This is a genomic window from Pseudomonas sp. S06B 330 (assembly GCF_002845275.2).
Taxonomy (GTDB): Bacteria; Pseudomonadota; Gammaproteobacteria; order Pseudomonadales; family Pseudomonadaceae; genus Aquipseudomonas.
On record NZ_CP088149.1, the window covers coordinates 685,890 to 700,504 of the forward strand.

The 14,615-nt window shown below is 55.4% G+C and carries 28 protein-coding genes; all 28 read left to right on the top strand.

Annotation, left to right across the window (positions count from 1 at the left end; genetic code table 11):
• Nucleotides 1-6 precede the first annotated feature (6 nt).
• The 28 genes from tuf to CX511_RS03330 all read left to right on the top strand — a co-directional run bounded on the left by tuf (nucleotide 7) and on the right by CX511_RS03330 (nucleotide 14,615).
• Nucleotides 7-1,200, top strand: coding sequence for an elongation factor Tu (tuf, locus tag CX511_RS03195; RefSeq protein ID WP_220639099.1), 1,194 nt, complete (start codon nucleotides 7-9; stop codon nucleotides 1,198-1,200).
• A gap of 143 nt (nucleotides 1,201-1,343) precedes the next feature.
• Complete coding sequence (gene rpsJ / locus CX511_RS03200) at nucleotides 1,344-1,655, top strand: 30S ribosomal protein S10 (protein ID WP_003186070.1); 312 nt, start codon at nucleotides 1,344-1,346, stop codon at nucleotides 1,653-1,655.
• A gap of 80 nt (nucleotides 1,656-1,735) precedes the next feature.
• The gene (gene rplC / locus CX511_RS03205; RefSeq protein WP_028944484.1) at nucleotides 1,736-2,371 is read left to right on the top strand and encodes a 50S ribosomal protein L3; all 636 of its coding nucleotides are present in this window, start codon (nucleotides 1,736-1,738) and stop codon (nucleotides 2,369-2,371) included.
• A 12-nt stretch (nucleotides 2,372-2,383) separates the two neighbouring features.
• Nucleotides 2,384-2,986, top strand: coding sequence for a 50S ribosomal protein L4 (gene rplD / locus CX511_RS03210; protein ID WP_010220305.1), 603 nt, complete (start codon nucleotides 2,384-2,386; stop codon nucleotides 2,984-2,986).
• Nucleotides 2,983-3,282, top strand: coding sequence for a 50S ribosomal protein L23 (gene rplW / locus CX511_RS03215; protein ID WP_010220306.1), 300 nt, complete (start codon nucleotides 2,983-2,985; stop codon nucleotides 3,280-3,282). The genes rplD and rplW overlap by 4 nt, the downstream gene beginning before the upstream one ends.
• 14 nt (nucleotides 3,283-3,296) lie before the next feature.
• Nucleotides 3,297-4,121, top strand: a complete 825-nt coding sequence (gene rplB / locus CX511_RS03220; RefSeq protein WP_028944482.1) for a 50S ribosomal protein L2 — start codon at nucleotides 3,297-3,299, stop codon at nucleotides 4,119-4,121.
• Between the two features lie 16 nt (nucleotides 4,122-4,137).
• A complete protein-coding gene (rpsS, locus tag CX511_RS03225) occupies nucleotides 4,138-4,413 on the top strand; it encodes a 30S ribosomal protein S19 (RefSeq protein ID WP_002555486.1) in 276 nt (91 codons plus the stop codon).
• 11 nt (nucleotides 4,414-4,424) lie between these two features.
• On the top strand, nucleotides 4,425-4,757 hold the full coding sequence (gene rplV, locus CX511_RS03230; protein ID WP_003103908.1) for a 50S ribosomal protein L22: 333 nt from the start codon (nucleotides 4,425-4,427) through the stop codon (nucleotides 4,755-4,757).
• Nucleotides 4,758-4,770: 13 nt separating this feature from the next.
• Entirely contained in the window at nucleotides 4,771-5,457 is a 687-nt protein-coding gene (gene rpsC, locus CX511_RS03235; RefSeq protein WP_010220308.1) for a 30S ribosomal protein S3, read from the top strand.
• A 12-nt stretch (nucleotides 5,458-5,469) separates the two neighbouring features.
• Nucleotides 5,470-5,883: a 50S ribosomal protein L16 gene (gene rplP / locus CX511_RS03240; RefSeq protein WP_003255479.1), complete on the top strand. Its 414-nt coding sequence runs from the start codon at nucleotides 5,470-5,472 to the stop codon at nucleotides 5,881-5,883.
• On the top strand, nucleotides 5,883-6,074 hold the full coding sequence (rpmC, locus tag CX511_RS03245) for a 50S ribosomal protein L29 (protein ID WP_002555481.1): 192 nt from the start codon (nucleotides 5,883-5,885) through the stop codon (nucleotides 6,072-6,074). Before rplP ends, rpmC begins: the two co-directional genes overlap by 1 nt.
• Nucleotides 6,075-6,076: 2 nt before the next feature.
• The gene (gene rpsQ, locus CX511_RS03250) at nucleotides 6,077-6,343 is read left to right on the top strand and encodes a 30S ribosomal protein S17 (RefSeq protein WP_028944481.1); all 267 of its coding nucleotides are present in this window, start codon (nucleotides 6,077-6,079) and stop codon (nucleotides 6,341-6,343) included.
• A gap of 23 nt (nucleotides 6,344-6,366) precedes the next feature.
• The gene (gene rplN, locus CX511_RS03255; protein ID WP_002555479.1) at nucleotides 6,367-6,735 is read left to right on the top strand and encodes a 50S ribosomal protein L14; all 369 of its coding nucleotides are present in this window, start codon (nucleotides 6,367-6,369) and stop codon (nucleotides 6,733-6,735) included.
• A gap of 11 nt (nucleotides 6,736-6,746) precedes the next feature.
• On the top strand, nucleotides 6,747-7,061 hold the full coding sequence (rplX, locus tag CX511_RS03260) for a 50S ribosomal protein L24 (RefSeq protein WP_009397501.1): 315 nt from the start codon (nucleotides 6,747-6,749) through the stop codon (nucleotides 7,059-7,061).
• 20 nt (nucleotides 7,062-7,081) lie between these two features.
• Nucleotides 7,082-7,621, top strand: a complete 540-nt coding sequence (gene rplE, locus CX511_RS03265) for a 50S ribosomal protein L5 (protein WP_028944480.1) — start codon at nucleotides 7,082-7,084, stop codon at nucleotides 7,619-7,621.
• A 13-nt stretch (nucleotides 7,622-7,634) separates the two neighbouring features.
• Entirely contained in the window at nucleotides 7,635-7,940 is a 306-nt protein-coding gene (gene rpsN, locus CX511_RS03270) for a 30S ribosomal protein S14 (RefSeq protein ID WP_010220312.1), read from the top strand.
• A 209-nt stretch (nucleotides 7,941-8,149) separates the two neighbouring features.
• Nucleotides 8,150-8,542, top strand: a complete 393-nt coding sequence (gene rpsH, locus CX511_RS03275) for a 30S ribosomal protein S8 (protein WP_045182484.1) — start codon at nucleotides 8,150-8,152, stop codon at nucleotides 8,540-8,542.
• Between the two features lie 12 nt (nucleotides 8,543-8,554).
• On the top strand, nucleotides 8,555-9,088 hold the full coding sequence (gene rplF, locus CX511_RS03280) for a 50S ribosomal protein L6 (protein WP_038606175.1): 534 nt from the start codon (nucleotides 8,555-8,557) through the stop codon (nucleotides 9,086-9,088).
• Nucleotides 9,089-9,098: 10 nt separating this feature from the next.
• Entirely contained in the window at nucleotides 9,099-9,449 is a 351-nt protein-coding gene (gene rplR / locus CX511_RS03285; RefSeq protein ID WP_038606178.1) for a 50S ribosomal protein L18, read from the top strand.
• Between the two features lie 3 nt (nucleotides 9,450-9,452).
• Nucleotides 9,453-9,953, top strand: coding sequence for a 30S ribosomal protein S5 (gene rpsE, locus CX511_RS03290; protein WP_010220316.1), 501 nt, complete (start codon nucleotides 9,453-9,455; stop codon nucleotides 9,951-9,953).
• Nucleotides 9,954-9,955: 2 nt separating this feature from the next.
• Nucleotides 9,956-10,132, top strand: coding sequence for a 50S ribosomal protein L30 (rpmD, locus tag CX511_RS03295; RefSeq protein WP_010220317.1), 177 nt, complete (start codon nucleotides 9,956-9,958; stop codon nucleotides 10,130-10,132).
• 3 nt (nucleotides 10,133-10,135) lie between these two features.
• Nucleotides 10,136-10,570 (top strand): 50S ribosomal protein L15, encoded by a 435-nt coding sequence (gene rplO / locus CX511_RS03300; protein ID WP_010220318.1) that lies wholly within the window; start codon nucleotides 10,136-10,138, stop codon nucleotides 10,568-10,570.
• Entirely contained in the window at nucleotides 10,571-11,902 is a 1,332-nt protein-coding gene (gene secY / locus CX511_RS03305) for a preprotein translocase subunit SecY (protein WP_010220319.1), read from the top strand. It abuts the gene before it with no gap.
• Between the two features lie 28 nt (nucleotides 11,903-11,930).
• Entirely contained in the window at nucleotides 11,931-12,047 is a 117-nt protein-coding gene (gene rpmJ / locus CX511_RS03310) for a 50S ribosomal protein L36 (protein ID WP_002555468.1), read from the top strand.
• Between the two features lie 131 nt (nucleotides 12,048-12,178).
• Nucleotides 12,179-12,535, top strand: coding sequence for a 30S ribosomal protein S13 (gene rpsM, locus CX511_RS03315; RefSeq protein WP_045182488.1), 357 nt, complete (start codon nucleotides 12,179-12,181; stop codon nucleotides 12,533-12,535).
• A gap of 30 nt (nucleotides 12,536-12,565) precedes the next feature.
• Nucleotides 12,566-12,955 carry a 30S ribosomal protein S11 gene (rpsK, locus tag CX511_RS03320; protein WP_002555466.1) on the top strand — a complete coding sequence of 130 codons (390 nt, stop codon included), beginning with the start codon at nucleotides 12,566-12,568 and terminating at the stop codon, nucleotides 12,953-12,955.
• A 15-nt stretch (nucleotides 12,956-12,970) separates the two neighbouring features.
• Nucleotides 12,971-13,591 (top strand): 30S ribosomal protein S4, encoded by a 621-nt coding sequence (gene rpsD, locus CX511_RS03325; protein ID WP_038606186.1) that lies wholly within the window; start codon nucleotides 12,971-12,973, stop codon nucleotides 13,589-13,591.
• 22 nt (nucleotides 13,592-13,613) lie between these two features.
• Nucleotides 13,614-14,615, top strand: coding sequence for a DNA-directed RNA polymerase subunit alpha (locus tag CX511_RS03330; protein ID WP_045182490.1), 1,002 nt, complete (start codon nucleotides 13,614-13,616; stop codon nucleotides 14,613-14,615).

Consider the following 14,615-nt stretch of genomic DNA (forward strand, 5'->3'; position numbering starts at 1 on the left):
ACTGTCGTGGCTAAAGAAAAATTTGATCGTTCCCTTCCGCACGTCAACGTTGGCACCATCGGTCACGTTGACCACGGTAAAACCACTCTGACCGCAGCTCTGACTCGCGTTTGCTCCGAAGTTTTCGGTTCCGCAATCGTCGACTTCGACAAGATCGACAGCGCTCCAGAAGAGAAAGCTCGCGGTATCACCATCAACACTGCGCACGTTGAGTACAACTCGACTATTCGTCACTACGCTCACGTTGACTGCCCAGGTCACGCTGACTACGTGAAGAACATGATCACCGGTGCTGCCCAGATGGACGGTGCGATCCTGGTTTGTTCGGCCGCTGATGGTCCGATGCCACAAACCCGTGAGCACATCCTGCTGTCCCGTCAGGTTGGCGTTCCGTACATCGTGGTCTTCCTGAACAAGGCTGACCTGGTAGACGACGCTGAGCTGCTGGAACTGGTCGAGATGGAAGTTCGCGACCTGCTGTCCACCTACGACTTCCCAGGCGACGACACTCCGATCATCATCGGTTCGGCTCGTATGGCGCTGGAAGGCAAAGACGACAACGAAATGGGCACCACTGCCGTTCGTAAGCTGGTTGAGACTCTGGATACCTACATCCCTGAGCCTGAGCGTGCTATCGACAAGCCGTTCCTGATGCCAATCGAAGACGTATTCTCGATCTCGGGTCGTGGTACCGTTGTTACCGGTCGTATCGAGCGTGGTATCGTCCGCGTTCAGGACGCCCTGGAAATCGTTGGTCTGCGTGACACCACCACCACCACCTGCACCGGTGTTGAGATGTTCCGCAAGCTGCTGGACGAAGGTCGTGCTGGCGAGAACTGCGGCGTTCTGCTGCGTGGCACCAAGCGTGACGACGTTGAGCGTGGTCAGGTTCTGGTTAAGCCGGGTTCGGTTAAGCCGCACACCAAGTTCACCGCAGAAGTTTACGTTCTGAGCAAGGAAGAAGGCGGCCGTCATACTCCGTTCTTCAAAGGCTACCGTCCACAGTTCTACTTCCGTACTACTGACGTGACCGGTAACTGCGAGCTGCCAGAAGGCGTTGAAATGGTAATGCCAGGTGACAACATCCAGATGACTGTCACTCTGATCAAAACCATCGCAATGGAAGATGGTCTGCGTTTCGCTATCCGTGAAGGCGGTCGTACCGTCGGCGCTGGCGTCGTAGCCAAAATCATCGAGTAATCCTCGATAGGTTGAAAAAGCCCCCGCTCAGCGGGGGCTTTTTTTATTGGGTTGACACCCAATAGGGGCGTCTATAGAATCACGCCTCCTTTTAACGGGCGTAGTGCGCCCGGTGGGAATAGCAGCCTGGAGTCTGAAATCCAATGCAAAATCAGCAAATCCGTATCAGGTTGAAGGCTTTTGACCATCGCCTGATCGACCAATCCACCCAGGAAATCGTGGAAACCGCGAAACGTACTGGTGCTCAAGTGCGTGGTCCAATTCCACTGCCTACTCGCAAAGAGCGGTTCACCGTTCTGGTCTCCCCGCACGTCAACAAAGACGCGCGTGACCAGTACGAGATCCGTACTCATAAGCGCGTTCTGGACATCGTCCAGCCAACGGATAAAACCGTTGATGCTCTTATGAAGCTTGATCTTGCAGCAGGTGTGGAAGTGCAGATCAGCCTCGGCTAAGACACGGTCTTAGTCGTGTAACGCTCTGAAATGGGCGGCCATAGCGGGTGAAAGCCCCGTACACTCATGAGGTTTACAACATGACTATTGGTGTAGTCGGTCGTAAATGCGGTATGACCCGTATTTTCACCGAAGAAGGTGTCTCCATTCCGGTCACGGTCATTGAGATCGAGCCGAATCGCGTCACCCAGTTCAAAACCGAAGAAACTGATGGCTACCGTGCAGTGCAAGTCACTGTGGGTGAGCGTCGTGCTTCGCGCGTGACTGCTGCTCAAGCAGGTCACTTCGCTAAAGCGAACGTTGCCGCTGGTCGCGGTGTCTGGGAGTTCCGTCTTGAAGAAGGCGACTACCAGGCTGGCGACTTGATCAATGCAGAAATCTTCGCTGCTGGCCAAATGGTAGATGTTACCGGTCAGTCGAAAGGTAAAGGCTTTGCCGGTACCATCAAGCGTTGGAATTTCCGCGGTCAAGATAACACCCACGGTAACTCCGTTTCCCACCGCGTCCCGGGCTCTATCGGCCAGTGCCAGACTCCTGGTCGTGTATTCAAGGGCAAGAAAATGTCCGGTCATATGGGCGCCGAGCGCGTGACCGTTCAGTCCCTGGAAGTAGTGCGCGTCGACGCTGAACGCAATCTGTTGCTGGTCAAGGGTGCCGTTCCTGGCGCTACTGGCGGTGATCTGGTTGTGCGTCCGGCTGCCAAGGCTCGCGGTTAAGGGGAAGCTGACATGCAACTAAATGTAAATGACGCTCAAGCGATCGAAGTTTCCGAACTGACTTTCGGCGGCGAATTCAACGAGACGCTGGTTCACCAAGCAGTCGTGGCCTACATGGCCGGCGGCCGTCAGGGCACCAAGCAGCAGAAAACCCGTTCCGACGTTGCTGGTGGCGGTAAGCGCCCATGGCGTCAGAAAGGTACTGGCCGCGCTCGTGCCGGTACTATCCGTAGCCCAATCTGGCGTGGCGGCGGTACCACTTTTGCAGCTCGTCCTCAAGACCACTCGCAGAAGCTCAACAAGAAGATGTACCGCGCAGCAATGCGTTCCATCCTCGCTGAGCTGGTGCGTACCGACCGTCTGGTCGTGGTTCAGGACTTCGCTGTTGAAGCACCGAAAACCAAAGACCTGCTGAACAAGCTGAACGGCATGGGTCTGAGCGACGTACTGATCGTTTCTGACGCTGTTGATCAGAATCTGTACCTGGCTGCTCGTAACCTGCCGCACGTCGACGTACGTGACGTACAGGGTTCCGATCCGGTCAGTCTGATCGCATACGACAAAGTGTTGATCACTGTGTCGGCCGTGAAGAAATTCGAGGAGCTGCTGGGATGAACCAGGAACGCGTATTTAAAGTCCTCCTTGGCCCGCACGTTTCCGAGAAGGCTACCGTTCTGGCTGAGAAAAAAGGCCAGTTCGTATTCAAGGTTGCTACTGATGCAACCAAGCTGGAAATCAAGAAAGCTGTCGAAGGCCTGTTCGGCGTAAAAGTCGAAAACGTGTCGACTGTAAACGTTCTGGGTAAAACCAAGCGTACCGCACGTGGTCTGGGCAAGCGCAATGACTGGAAGAAGGCGATTGTCTCCCTTCAGCCAGGCCAAGATCTCGATTTCAGCAGCAGTGCTGAGTAAGGAAGGGGTGCATCATGGCAATCGTTAAATGCAAACCGACTTCCCCTGGCCGCCGTTTCGTGGTCAAGGTGGTCAACAAGGAGCTGCACAAAGGCGCTCCTCACGCACCGCTGCTCGAGAAAAAATCGAAGTCTGGTGGTCGTAACAACAATGGCCGCATCACTACTCGTCACGTAGGTGGTGGTCATAAGCAGCATTACCGTATGGTCGATTTCCGTCGCAACGACAAAGATGGCATCGTCGCCACTGTCGAGCGTATTGAATACGATCCAAACCGTACTGCTCACATCGCACTGCTGTGCTACGCAGACGGCGAGCGCCGCTACATCATCGCCCCTAAAGGCGTGAGTGCTGGCGACCAGCTGATCGCAGGCGCTCTGGCTCCAATCAAGCCAGGCAACTCCCTGCAACTGCGCAACATCCCAGTCGGTAGCACCATTCACGGCATCGAACTGAAGCCGGGTAAAGGTGCACAGATCGCTCGTTCCGCTGGTGCTTCGGCTCAGCTGATCGCTCGCGAAGGTGTCTACGTGACCGTTCGTCTGCGCTCTGGTGAGATGCGTAAAGTCCTGGCTGAATGCCGTGCGACCCTGGGTGAAGTCTCGAACTCCGAGCACAGCCTGCGTTCGCTGGGTAAAGCTGGTGCCAAACGCTGGCGTGGCGTTCGCCCAACCGTTCGTGGTGTTGCCATGAACCCGGTTGACCACCCACATGGTGGTGGTGAAGGTCGTACCTCCGGTGGTCGTCATCCGGTATCGCCATGGGGCTTCCCGACTAAGGGCGCGAAGACTCGTGGTAATAAGCGTACCGACAACATGATCGTCCGTCGTCGCAAGTAAATAGAGGGATACGACAGTGCCACGTTCTCTGAAAAAAGGTCCTTTTATCGATCTTCACCTACTGAAGAAGATCGAAGTGGCGGCGGAAAAGAACGATCGCAAACCAGTTAAAACCTGGTCGCGTCGTTCGATGATCCTGCCACAAATGGTCGGTCTGACCATCGCGGTACACAACGGTCGCCAACACGTCCCAGTTCTCGTGAACGAAGACATGGTCGGCCATAAACTGGGCGAGTTTGCCGGTACCCGCACTTATCGTGGGCACGTGGCTGACAAGAAAGCCAAGCGTTAAGGGGTAAGGAAATGGAAGTAGCCGCTAAGTTGTCGGGCGCTCGAATCTCCGCCCAGAAAGCCCGCTTGGTCGCCGACCAGATCCGCGGGAAGAAGGTGGGCGAAGCGCTCAACCTGTTGGCTTTCAGCAGCAAAAAAGCCGCTGAAATCATGAAGAAAGTCCTCGAGTCGGCCGTAGCCAACGCCGAGCATAACGAAGGCGCAGACGTTGATGACCTGAAGGTCTCCACCGTTTTCGTCAACGAAGGGCGTTCGCTGAAGCGCATCATGCCGCGTGCCAAAGGCCGCGCTGATCGCATCGTCAAGCGGTCTTGCCATATCACTGTCAAGGTTGCGGACAAGTAACGGAGTCGATCAGATGGGTCAGAAAGTACATCCCACTGGCATTCGCCTGGGAATCGTCAAGGAGCACACCTCCGTCTGGTACGCAGACGGTCGGACTTATGCGGACTATTTGCTCGCAGATCTGAATGTGCGTGAGTACCTCCAAGACAAACTAAAAAGCGCGTCCGTTAGCCGTATCGATATCCATCGTCCGGCTCAAACTGCACGCATCACCATCCACACCGCTCGTCCAGGTATCGTTATCGGGAAGAAAGGTGAAGATGTTGAAAAACTGCGTCAGGACCTGACCAAGCAAATGGGTGTGCCTGTGCACATCAATATCGAAGAGATCCGCAAGCCGGAACTCGACGGTATGCTGGTTGCTCAGAGCGTAGCTCAGCAGCTGGAGCGTCGTGTGATGTTCCGTCGCGCCATGAAGCGCGCCGTACAGAACGCCATGCGCATTGGTGCCAAAGGCATCAAGATCCAGGTGAGCGGTCGTCTCGGTGGTGCTGAAATCGCACGTACTGAATGGTATCGCGAAGGTCGTGTGCCGCTGCACACCCTGCGTGCTGATATCGACTATGCCACTTACGAAGCTCACACCACTTACGGTGTGATCGGTGTGAAGGTTTGGATTTTCAAAGGCGAAGTTATTGGTGGTCGCCAAGAAGAACTGAAACCACAAGCACCAGCGCCTCGTAAAAAAGCTGCTAAGTAAGGGGTACGCCAAATGTTGCAACCAAAGCGTACAAAATTCCGCAAGCAGATGACTGGCCACAACCGTGGTCTGGCACTGCGCGGTAGCAAAGTAAGCTTCGGCGAATTCGCCTTGAAAGCTGTTGCTCGCGGTCGTCTCACCGCTCGCCAGATCGAATCGGCACGTCGTGCCCTGACTCGTCACGTAAAACGTGGCGGTAAGATCTGGATCCGTGTATTCCCGGACAAGCCGATCTCCAAGAAGCCTCTCGAAGTGCGGATGGGTAAAGGTAAGGGTTCCGTGGAGTACTGGGTTGCCCAGATCCAGCCAGGCAAAGTCCTGTACGAGATCGAGGGTGTTTCTGAAGAGCTGGCGCGTGAGGCTTTCGCCTTGGCGGCTGCAAAGCTGCCTCTCGCCACCTCCTTTGTTAAGCGGACGGTGATGTGATGAAAGCGAATGAACTTCGTGAAAAATCAGCACAGCAGCTGAACGAGCAACTGCTCGGCTTGCTGCGCGACCAGTTCAATCTGCGTATGCAGAAAGCAACTGGCCAGTTGGGGCAGTCGCACCTGCTCTCGCAAGTTAAGCGTGACATCGCTCGCGTGAAAACTGTGCTCAACCAGCAGGCAGGTAAGTGATCATGGCTGAAGCTGAAAAAACCGTCCGTACGCTGACTGGCCGTGTCGTCAGCGACAAGATGGACAAAACCATCACCGTACTGATCGAGCGTCGCGTAAAGCACCCGATCTACGGTAAATACGTTAAGCGTTCGACTAAGCTGCACGCGCACGACGAAACCAACCAGTGCCACATCGGCGACAAGGTCTCCATCCGCGAGACTCGTCCGCTGGCCAAGACCAAAGCTTGGGCACTGGTTGAAGTTCTCGAACGCGCTGTTGAAGTCTAAGGGCTAAGGGTCGGAGAAATTTTATGATTCAGACTCAATCCATGCTCGATGTGGCCGATAACAGCGGCGCTCGTCGCGTCATGTGCATCAAGGTTCTCGGCGGTTCGCACCGCCGTTACGCCGGCATCGGTGACATCATCAAGGTAACCGTCAAGGAAGCAATTCCGCGCGGTAAAGTGAAGAAAGGCCAAGTGATGACTGCTGTTGTAGTCCGCACTCGCCACGGTGTCCGTCGCGCTGACGGCTCCATCATCCGCTTTGATGGCAATGCTGCTGTTCTGTTGAACAACAAGCAAGAGCCGATCGGCACCCGTATCTTTGGGCCAGTGACCCGTGAACTTCGTACTGAGAAGTTCATGAAGATCGTCTCGCTCGCCCCAGAAGTGCTGTAAGGAGATCCGACATGCAAAAGATTCGTCGTGACGACGAGATCATCGTGATCGCCGGCAAAGACAAAGGTAAGCGCGGTAAGGTGCTCAAGGTTCTCGCTGACGACCGTCTGGTCGTTGGTGGGATCAACCTGGTGAAGCGTCATACCAAGCCTAACCCGATGTCGGGCGTACAAGGCGGTATCGTCGAGAAAGAAGCGCCACTGCACGCTTCCAACGTCGCCATTTTCAACGGCGAAACCAACAAGGCTGACCGCGTTGGTTTTAAAGTAGAAGACGGCAAGAAAATTCGTGTCTTCAAGTCGACCCAAAAAGCGGTTGATGCTTGAACACTGCTAGGTAGAAGACCATGGCACGACTGAAAGAGATTTACCGGAAGGAAATTGCTCCGAAGCTTAAGGAAGAACTTAAGCTGGCGAACGTGATGGAAGTTCCGCGCGTTACCAAGATCACCCTGAACATGGGTCTGGGCGAAGCTGTCGGCGACAAAAAAGTCATCGAACACGCTGTTGCTGACCTGGAGAAGATCACCGGTCAAAAAGCCGTTGTGACTTTCGCTCGGAAATCCATCGCGGGCTTCAAAGTCCGTGAGGGCTGGCCGATCGGCGTTAAAGTTACTCTGCGCCGTGATCGTATGTACGAATTCCTGGACCGCCTGCTGGCGATCTCCCTGCCTCGGGTTCGCGACTTCCGCGGCCTGAATGCCAAGTCCTTCGATGGTCGTGGCAACTACAGCATGGGCGTGAAAGAGCAGATCATCTTCCCGGAAATCGACTACGACAAGATCGATGCTCTGCGCGGTCTGGACATTACCCTGACCACCACTGCCAAGAACGATGACGAAGGCCGCGCTCTGCTGCGTGCTTTCAAATTCCCGTTCCGCAACTGATTGGAGTAGGAAAATGGCCAAGAAGAGCATGAAAAACCGTGAGCTGAAGCGTCAGCTCACTGTTGCCAAGTACGCCAAGAAGCGTGCCGAGCTGAAAGCGACCATCGTAAATCTGGAAGCAACTCCAGAAGAGCGTTTTGCCGCTGTCGTAGCTCTGCAGAAGCAGCCACGTGACGCTAGCGCTTCGCGCCTGCGTAACCGCTGCCGCATCACCGGTCGTCCACACGGCGTTTACCGCAAGTTCGGCCTCGGCCGTAACAAGCTGCGTGAAGCAGCAATGCGCGGTGACGTTCCAGGTCTGGTTAAAGCCAGCTGGTAAGACGTACCGGCAGCGTCCAGGTGGCGGGAGAGTAATCTTCCGACCACCGGTGACTTTGCAACGAAACAAGCCCCTTCTGGGGCTTGTTTCGTTTCTGGGATCTGTCTAGAATGACCGGCTCTCCTGAGCCCGGGTTTTTTGACCTGGCGAACTCAGGCGACTGTAGTAGCCGAGAGGCTAATTTTTCTTGTATCAGGAGCGTCTAGCCCATGAGTATGCAGGACCCGTTAGCGGACATGCTAACTCGCATCCGTAATGCCCAGATGGCTGAAAAGTCCGTCGTAAGCATGCCTTCGTCGACTCTGAAGGTTGCGGTAGCCAAAGTTCTGAAAGACGAAGGTTACATCGCTGGCTATCAGGTCAGCAGCGAAGTAAAACCATCGCTTTCCATCGAGCTGAAATACTTCGAAGGCCGTCCGGTCATCGAGGAAGTCAAGCGCGTAAGTCGTCCAGGCCTGCGTCAGTACAAGTCCGTCGAAGATCTGCCGAAAGTACGTGGCGGTCTGGGCGTGTCTATCGTCTCCACCAACAAAGGTGTGATGACGGATCGTGCTGCGCGCGCTGCCGGTGTCGGCGGCGAAGTTCTCTGCACAGTGTTCTAAGGGGGGATAAGCATGTCTCGCGTCGCTAAGAACCCCGTTAAGCTGCCGGCTGGTGTCGAAGTCAAATTCGTCGGCCAACAGCTTTCGGTGAAGGGTGCCAAGGGCACTCTCGAACTGAACGTTCACTCGTCAGTAGAAGTCGTTGAAGAAGCCGGTGAGCTGCGTTTCGCTGCTCGCAATGGCGATCAACAAACTCGCGCTATGGCCGGTACCACCCGCGCCCTGGTTAACAACATGGTCCAAGGCGTAAGCCAAGGCTTCGAGCGTAAGCTCCAGCTGGTCGGTGTTGGTTACAAAGCACAAGCCAAAGGCACCGTGCTGAACCTGGCGCTCGGCTTCTCGCATCCAGTGGATTACGAACTGCCGGCCGGTATCACCGCTGAGACCCCAAGCCAGACCGATATCCTGATCAAGGGTATCGACAAGCAGCTGGTAGGTCAGGTGGCCGCTGAAATCCGCGACTTCCGTCCACCAGAGCCGTACAAAGGCAAGGGTGTGCGTTACGCGGACGAAGTCGTCCGTCGTAAAGAAGCCAAGAAGAAGTAGGGCCTAGCAAATGACCGACAAAAAAGTTACTCGACTGCGTCGCGCTCGCAAAGCACGCCTGAAAATGCACGAACTCGAAGTCGTGCGTCTCTGCGTGTTCCGCTCCTCGCAGCACATCTATGCCCAGGTCCTTTCGGCCGACGGCAGCAAAGTCCTGGCCAGCGCCTCGACTTTGGACAAAGAACTGCGTGATGGCGCCACCGGCAACATCGACGCGGCCACTAAGGTTGGCAAGCTGGTAGCTGAGCGCGCGAAAGCCGCCGGTGTATCTCAAGTTGCCTTTGACCGTTCCGGCTTCAAGTACCACGGCCGCGTCAAGGCGCTGGCTGATGCTGCTCGTGAAGGCGGGCTGGAGTTCTAAGTTATGGCAAATAACGATCAAAAGCGCGACGAAGGCTACATCGAGAAGCTGGTTCAAGTTAACCGCGTTGCCAAAACCGTAAAAGGCGGCCGTATCTTCACTTTCACCGCGTTGACCGTGGTTGGTGATGGTAAAGGTCGTGTTGGTTTCGGCCGTGGCAAGTCGCGTGAAGTACCTGCTGCGATCCAGAAGGCTATGGAAGCTGCTCGCCGCAACATGATTCAGGTTGACCTGAACGGCACCACTCTGCAGTACGCTACCAAGTCCGCCCATGGCGCGTCGAAGGTGTACATGCAGCCTGCCTCTGAAGGTACCGGTATCATCGCCGGTGGCGCCATGCGTGCCGTCCTGGAAGTTGCTGGCGTTCAGAACGTCCTGGCCAAGTGCTACGGCTCGACTAACCCTGTAAACGTGGTTCACGCCACTTTCAAGGGTCTGAAAGCTATGCAATCTCCTGAGTCCATTGCTGCCAAGCGCGGCAAGAGCGTTGAGGAGATCCGTTGATCATGGCTACCGTTAAAGTAACGCTGATCAAAAGCACCGCCGGCCGTCTCCCTAACCACAAACTGTGTGTTAAGGGTCTGGGTCTGCGCCGCATCGGTCACACTGTAGAAGTCCTGGATACTCCCGAGAACCGCGGGATGATCAACAAGGCTTACTACATGCTGCGCGTCGAGGGTTAATCGATGAAACTCAATGATCTGAGTCCAGCGCCGGGTTCCCGTCGCGAGAAGCATCGTCCGGGTCGTGGTATCGGTAGTGGTTTGGGTAAGACTGGTGGCCGTGGTCACAAAGGTCAAACCTCCCGCTCCGGTGGCACCATCGCTCCAGGCTTTGAAGGCGGTCAACAGCCGCTGCACCGTCGTCTGCCGAAATTCGGCTTCGTTTCCCTGAAAGCCATGGACCGCGCAGAAGTGCGTCTGTCCGAGCTGGCCAAAGTGGAAGGCGACGTTGTCACCGTGCAATCCCTGAAGGATGCCAACGTGATTAACCAGAACGTACAGCGTGTGAAAATCATGCTGTCGGGCGAAGTTACTCGCGCAGTCACCATCAAGGGTATCGCAGCCACCAAAGGTGCGCGTGCGGCTATCGAAGCAGCTGGCGGCAAGTTCGAGGAATAAATGGCTAAGCAAGGTGCTCTCTCTTCGCTCGGCAAAGGCGGGATGTCTGAACTTTGGGCTCGTCTGCGTTTTCTGTTCCTGGCGATCATCGTCTATCGGATAGGCGCACACATCCCAGTTCCAGGTATCAACCCGGACCGGCTGGCGGAACTGTTTCGACAGAATGAGGGGACCATTCTTAGCTTGTTCAACATGTTTTCCGGCGGCGCGCTGGAACGGATGAGCATCTTTGCACTGGGGATCATGCCGTACATTTCGGCATCGATCATCATGCAACTGATGACCGCCGTCAGCCCGCAGCTGGAGCAGTTGAAGAAGGAAGGTGAAGCTGGCCGTCGTAAGATCAGCCAGTACACCCGCTACGGCACCGTAATCCTGGCGCTGGTCCAGGCCATTGGCATGTCCATTGGCCTGGCCGGTCAGGGCGTGGCGTTTTCTGCTGACTTTGGCTTCCATTTCGTTGCGGTGTCCACATTTGTGGCTGGCGCAATGTTCATGATGTGGCTGGGTGAGCAGATCACGGAGCGCGGTGTAGGCAACGGTATCTCGATGTTGATCTTCGCAGGTATCGTCGCCGGTCTTCCGAGAGCAATCGGGCAGTCTTTCGAGTCTGCACGTACGGGCGATATCAACATTTTCGCTCTGGTCGCTATCGGTTTGCTGGCAGTAGCGATTATCGGTTTTGTGGTGTTCATTGAGCGTGGTCAGCGTCGTATCGCCGTTCACTACGCCAAGCGTCAGCAGGGCCGCAAGGTCTTTGCTGCGCAGACCAGCCACTTGCCGCTGAAAGTGAACATGGCGGGCGTTATTCCTGCCATTTTCGCGAGCAGCATCTTGCTGTTCCCGGCTTCGCTGGGTGCCTGGTTCGGTCAGTCCGAAGGTATGGGCTGGTTGCAGGACATCTCGCAGTCGATCGCTCCTGGTCAGCCGTTGAATATTCTGCTGTTTAGTGCAGGGATTATTTTCTTCTGCTTCTTCTATACGGCGTTGATGTTCAATCCGAAAGACGTAGCGGAGAACCTGAAGAAGTCCGGTGCCTTTATTCCGGGCATCCGTCCAGGTGAGCAGTCTGCACGCTATATTGATGGCGTTCTGACCCGCTTGACCATGTTCGGTGCTCTTTATATGACGGCCGTCTGTCTGCTTCCCCAGTTCCTGGTGGTTGCGGCAAACGTTCCGTTCTACCTTGGCGGGACCTCGTTGCTGATTGTGGTAGTGGTTGTGATGGACTTCATGTCCCAAGTACAATCGCACCTCGTTTCGCACCAGTACGAATCCCTGATGAAGAAAGCCAACCTGAAAGGCTACGGTGGCAGCGGTTTGCTGCGCTGAGAGACCCTTAAGGTTCGAGGAGTTGGTGATGAAAGTTCGTGCATCGGTGAAAAAGCTGTGCCGTAACTGCAAGATTATTCGCCGCGAAGGTGTTGTTCGAGTAATTTGCAGTGCGGAACCACGTCACAAGCAGCGCCAAGGCTGAGTGTGATTTGCGCTTCAAACCCAGCAGCTAGTGCGCTGCTGGGTTGATTATTTGTTTCTACAGCGATATTATCTCGCGCCCTATTTCTTGGCTTCCGGGGCGTAGGTAGCTGTCAATTGGAGTCCCACTGAATGGCCCGTATTGCAGGCGTCAACATTCCAGATAACAAGCACACTGTTATCTCGCTGACCTACATCTATGGTGTTGGTCGCACTACTGCACAGAGCATCTGTGCACAGACTGGGGTCAACCCAGCCGCTAAGATCAAGGATCTGAGCGACGAGCAGGTTGAATCGCTGCGTACTGAAGTTGCGAAGTACATCACCGAAGGTGATCTGCGCCGTGACATCAACATGAAAATCAAGCGGTTGATGGACCTGGGTTGCTACCGCGGCCTGCGTCATCGTCGGGGTCTGCCAGTACGCGGTCAGCGTACCAAGACCAACGCGCGTACCCGTAAGGGCCCGCGTAAGCCGATCCGCAAGTAATCGCACCAGCGAATCGACAGGAATTTAGAAATGGCAAAACCTGCTGCTCGTCCTCGTAAAAAAGTCAAAAAGACAGTGGTTGATGGCATCGCCCACATCCACGCGTCTTTTAACAACACCATCGTGACCATCACCGATCGTCAAGGTAACGCTCTGTCCTGGGCTACCTCCGGCGGTTCGGGTTTCCGCGGTTCTCGCAAGTCCACCCCGTTCGCTGCTCAAGTAGCTGCTGAACGTGCTGGTCAAGCTGCGCTGGAATATGGTCTGAAGAACCTCGACGTTAACGTCAAGGGTCCAGGTCCAGGTCGTGAGTCCGCTGTTCGTGCTTTGAACGGTTGTGGCTATAAGATCGCCAGCATCACCGACGTGACGCCAATCCCGCATAACGGGTGCCGTCCGCCGAAGAAGCGCCGCGTGTAATCAGGAGACAGATAAATGGCACGTTACATTGGTCCAAAATGCAAACTGTCTCGTCGTGAAGGCACCGATCTGTTCCTGAAGAGCGGCGTTCGCGCTCTGGAATCGAAGTGCAACATCGAAGCAGCCCCAGGTATCCACGGCCAGCGCCGTGGCCGTCAGTCCGACTACGGCACCCAGCTGCGTGAGAAACAAAAAGTACGTCGCATCTATGGCGTTCTCGAGCGTCAGTTCAGCGGTTACTACAAGGAAGCAGCCTCCAAGAAGGGTGCAACCGGCGAGAACCTGCTGCAGCTGCTCGAATGCCGTCTGGATAACGTCGTTTATCGTATGGGCTTTGGCGCTACTCGTGCCGAATCCCGTCAGCTGGTTTCGCACAAAGCGATCAGCATTAACGGCAAGACTGTAAATATTCCGTCCTACCAAGTTCGTCCGGGTGACGTGGTCGCGGTTCGCGAGAAGTCGCAGAACCAGCTGCGCATTGTTCAAGCCCTTGAACTGTGCGCCCAGCGTGGCCGCGTTGAGTGGGTAGATGTGGATGCTGCTAAGAAGTCGGGCGTTTTCAAGAACGTTCCTGCTCGCAGCGACCTGTCCGCCGACATCAACGAAAGCCTGATTGTCGAGCTCTACTCCAAGTAAGGGCTAGAAAATAGGTGCATCCATGCAGATTTCGGTAAATGAGTTCCTGACGCCCCGCCACATCGATGTGCAGGTCGTCAGTCCAACCCGCGCTAAAATCACGCTCGAGCCTCTCGAGCGTGGCTTTGGCCATACCCTGGGCAACGCGCTGCGCCGCATCTTGTTGTCCTCTATGCCTGGCTGTGCAGTGGTCGAGGCCGAGATTGACGGTGTGCTCCATGAGTACTCGGCAATCGAAGGTGTACAGGAAGATGTCATTGAAATCCTGTTGAACCTGAAAGGCCTGGCTATCAAACTGCACGGTCGTGACGAAGTTACGCTGACCTTGTCGAAGAAGGGTTCGGGGGTGGTTACCGCTGCCGATATTCAGCTGGATCATGATGTCGAGATCGTTAACCCCGATCACGTAATCGCTAACCTGGCGTCTAACGGCGCCCTGAACATGAAGCTCACCGTAGCTCGTGGTCGTGGTTATGAGCCGGCCGATTCGCGTCAGAGCGATGAAGACGAAAGCCGCAGCATTGGTCGCTTGCAGCTTGACTCTTCGTTCAGCCCGGTTCGCCGTATCGCATACGTGGTGGAAAACGCCCGTGTCGAGCAGCGTACCAACCTGGACAAGCTGGTTATTGATCTGGAAACCAACGGTACCCTGGATCCTGAAGAGGCTATCCGTCGTGCTGCAACCATCCTGCAACAGCAGCTGGCTGCGTTCGTCGACCTCAAAGGTGAAGTTGAGCCATTGGCTGTCGAACAGGAAGACGAGATCGATCCGATCCTGCTTCGTCCGGTTGACGATCTGGAATTGACCGTGCGTTCGGCCAACTGCCTTAAGGCGGAGAACATTTACTACATCGGCGATCTGATTCAGCGCACCGAAGTAGAACTGTTGAAGACTCCGAACCTGGGCAAGAAGTCCCTGACTGAAATCAAGGACGTTCTGGCCTCCCGTGGTCTGTCCCTCGGCATGCGCCTCGACAACTGGCCGCCTGCAAGTCTTAAGAAAGACGACAAGGCGACTGCCTGA

Coding starts and splice junctions, on each gene's coding strand:
- rpsJ (WP_003186070.1), top strand. CDS start 1,344: ATGCAAAATCAGCAAATCCGTATCAGGTTGAAGGCTTTTGACCATCGC.
- rplC (WP_028944484.1), top strand. CDS start 1,736: ATGACTATTGGTGTAGTCGGTCGTAAATGCGGTATGACCCGTATTTTC.
- rplD (WP_010220305.1), top strand. CDS start 2,384: ATGCAACTAAATGTAAATGACGCTCAAGCGATCGAAGTTTCCGAACTG.
- rplW (WP_010220306.1), top strand. CDS start 2,983: ATGAACCAGGAACGCGTATTTAAAGTCCTCCTTGGCCCGCACGTTTCC.
- rplB (WP_028944482.1), top strand. CDS start 3,297: ATGGCAATCGTTAAATGCAAACCGACTTCCCCTGGCCGCCGTTTCGTG.
- rplV (WP_003103908.1), top strand. CDS start 4,425: ATGGAAGTAGCCGCTAAGTTGTCGGGCGCTCGAATCTCCGCCCAGAAA.
- rpsC (WP_010220308.1), top strand. CDS start 4,771: ATGGGTCAGAAAGTACATCCCACTGGCATTCGCCTGGGAATCGTCAAG.
- rplP (WP_003255479.1), top strand. CDS start 5,470: ATGTTGCAACCAAAGCGTACAAAATTCCGCAAGCAGATGACTGGCCAC.
- rpmC (WP_002555481.1), top strand. CDS start 5,883: ATGAAAGCGAATGAACTTCGTGAAAAATCAGCACAGCAGCTGAACGAG.
- rpsQ (WP_028944481.1), top strand. CDS start 6,077: ATGGCTGAAGCTGAAAAAACCGTCCGTACGCTGACTGGCCGTGTCGTC.
- rplN (WP_002555479.1), top strand. CDS start 6,367: ATGATTCAGACTCAATCCATGCTCGATGTGGCCGATAACAGCGGCGCT.
- rplX (WP_009397501.1), top strand. CDS start 6,747: ATGCAAAAGATTCGTCGTGACGACGAGATCATCGTGATCGCCGGCAAA.
- rplE (WP_028944480.1), top strand. CDS start 7,082: ATGGCACGACTGAAAGAGATTTACCGGAAGGAAATTGCTCCGAAGCTT.
- rpsN (WP_010220312.1), top strand. CDS start 7,635: ATGGCCAAGAAGAGCATGAAAAACCGTGAGCTGAAGCGTCAGCTCACT.
- rpsH (WP_045182484.1), top strand. CDS start 8,150: ATGAGTATGCAGGACCCGTTAGCGGACATGCTAACTCGCATCCGTAAT.
- rplF (WP_038606175.1), top strand. CDS start 8,555: ATGTCTCGCGTCGCTAAGAACCCCGTTAAGCTGCCGGCTGGTGTCGAA.
- rplR (WP_038606178.1), top strand. CDS start 9,099: ATGACCGACAAAAAAGTTACTCGACTGCGTCGCGCTCGCAAAGCACGC.
- rpsE (WP_010220316.1), top strand. CDS start 9,453: ATGGCAAATAACGATCAAAAGCGCGACGAAGGCTACATCGAGAAGCTG.
- rpmD (WP_010220317.1), top strand. CDS start 9,956: ATGGCTACCGTTAAAGTAACGCTGATCAAAAGCACCGCCGGCCGTCTC.
- rplO (WP_010220318.1), top strand. CDS start 10,136: ATGAAACTCAATGATCTGAGTCCAGCGCCGGGTTCCCGTCGCGAGAAG.
- secY (WP_010220319.1), top strand. CDS start 10,571: ATGGCTAAGCAAGGTGCTCTCTCTTCGCTCGGCAAAGGCGGGATGTCT.
- rpmJ (WP_002555468.1), top strand. CDS start 11,931: ATGAAAGTTCGTGCATCGGTGAAAAAGCTGTGCCGTAACTGCAAGATT.
- rpsM (WP_045182488.1), top strand. CDS start 12,179: ATGGCCCGTATTGCAGGCGTCAACATTCCAGATAACAAGCACACTGTT.
- rpsK (WP_002555466.1), top strand. CDS start 12,566: ATGGCAAAACCTGCTGCTCGTCCTCGTAAAAAAGTCAAAAAGACAGTG.
- rpsD (WP_038606186.1), top strand. CDS start 12,971: ATGGCACGTTACATTGGTCCAAAATGCAAACTGTCTCGTCGTGAAGGC.
- CX511_RS03330 (WP_045182490.1), top strand. CDS start 13,614: ATGCAGATTTCGGTAAATGAGTTCCTGACGCCCCGCCACATCGATGTG.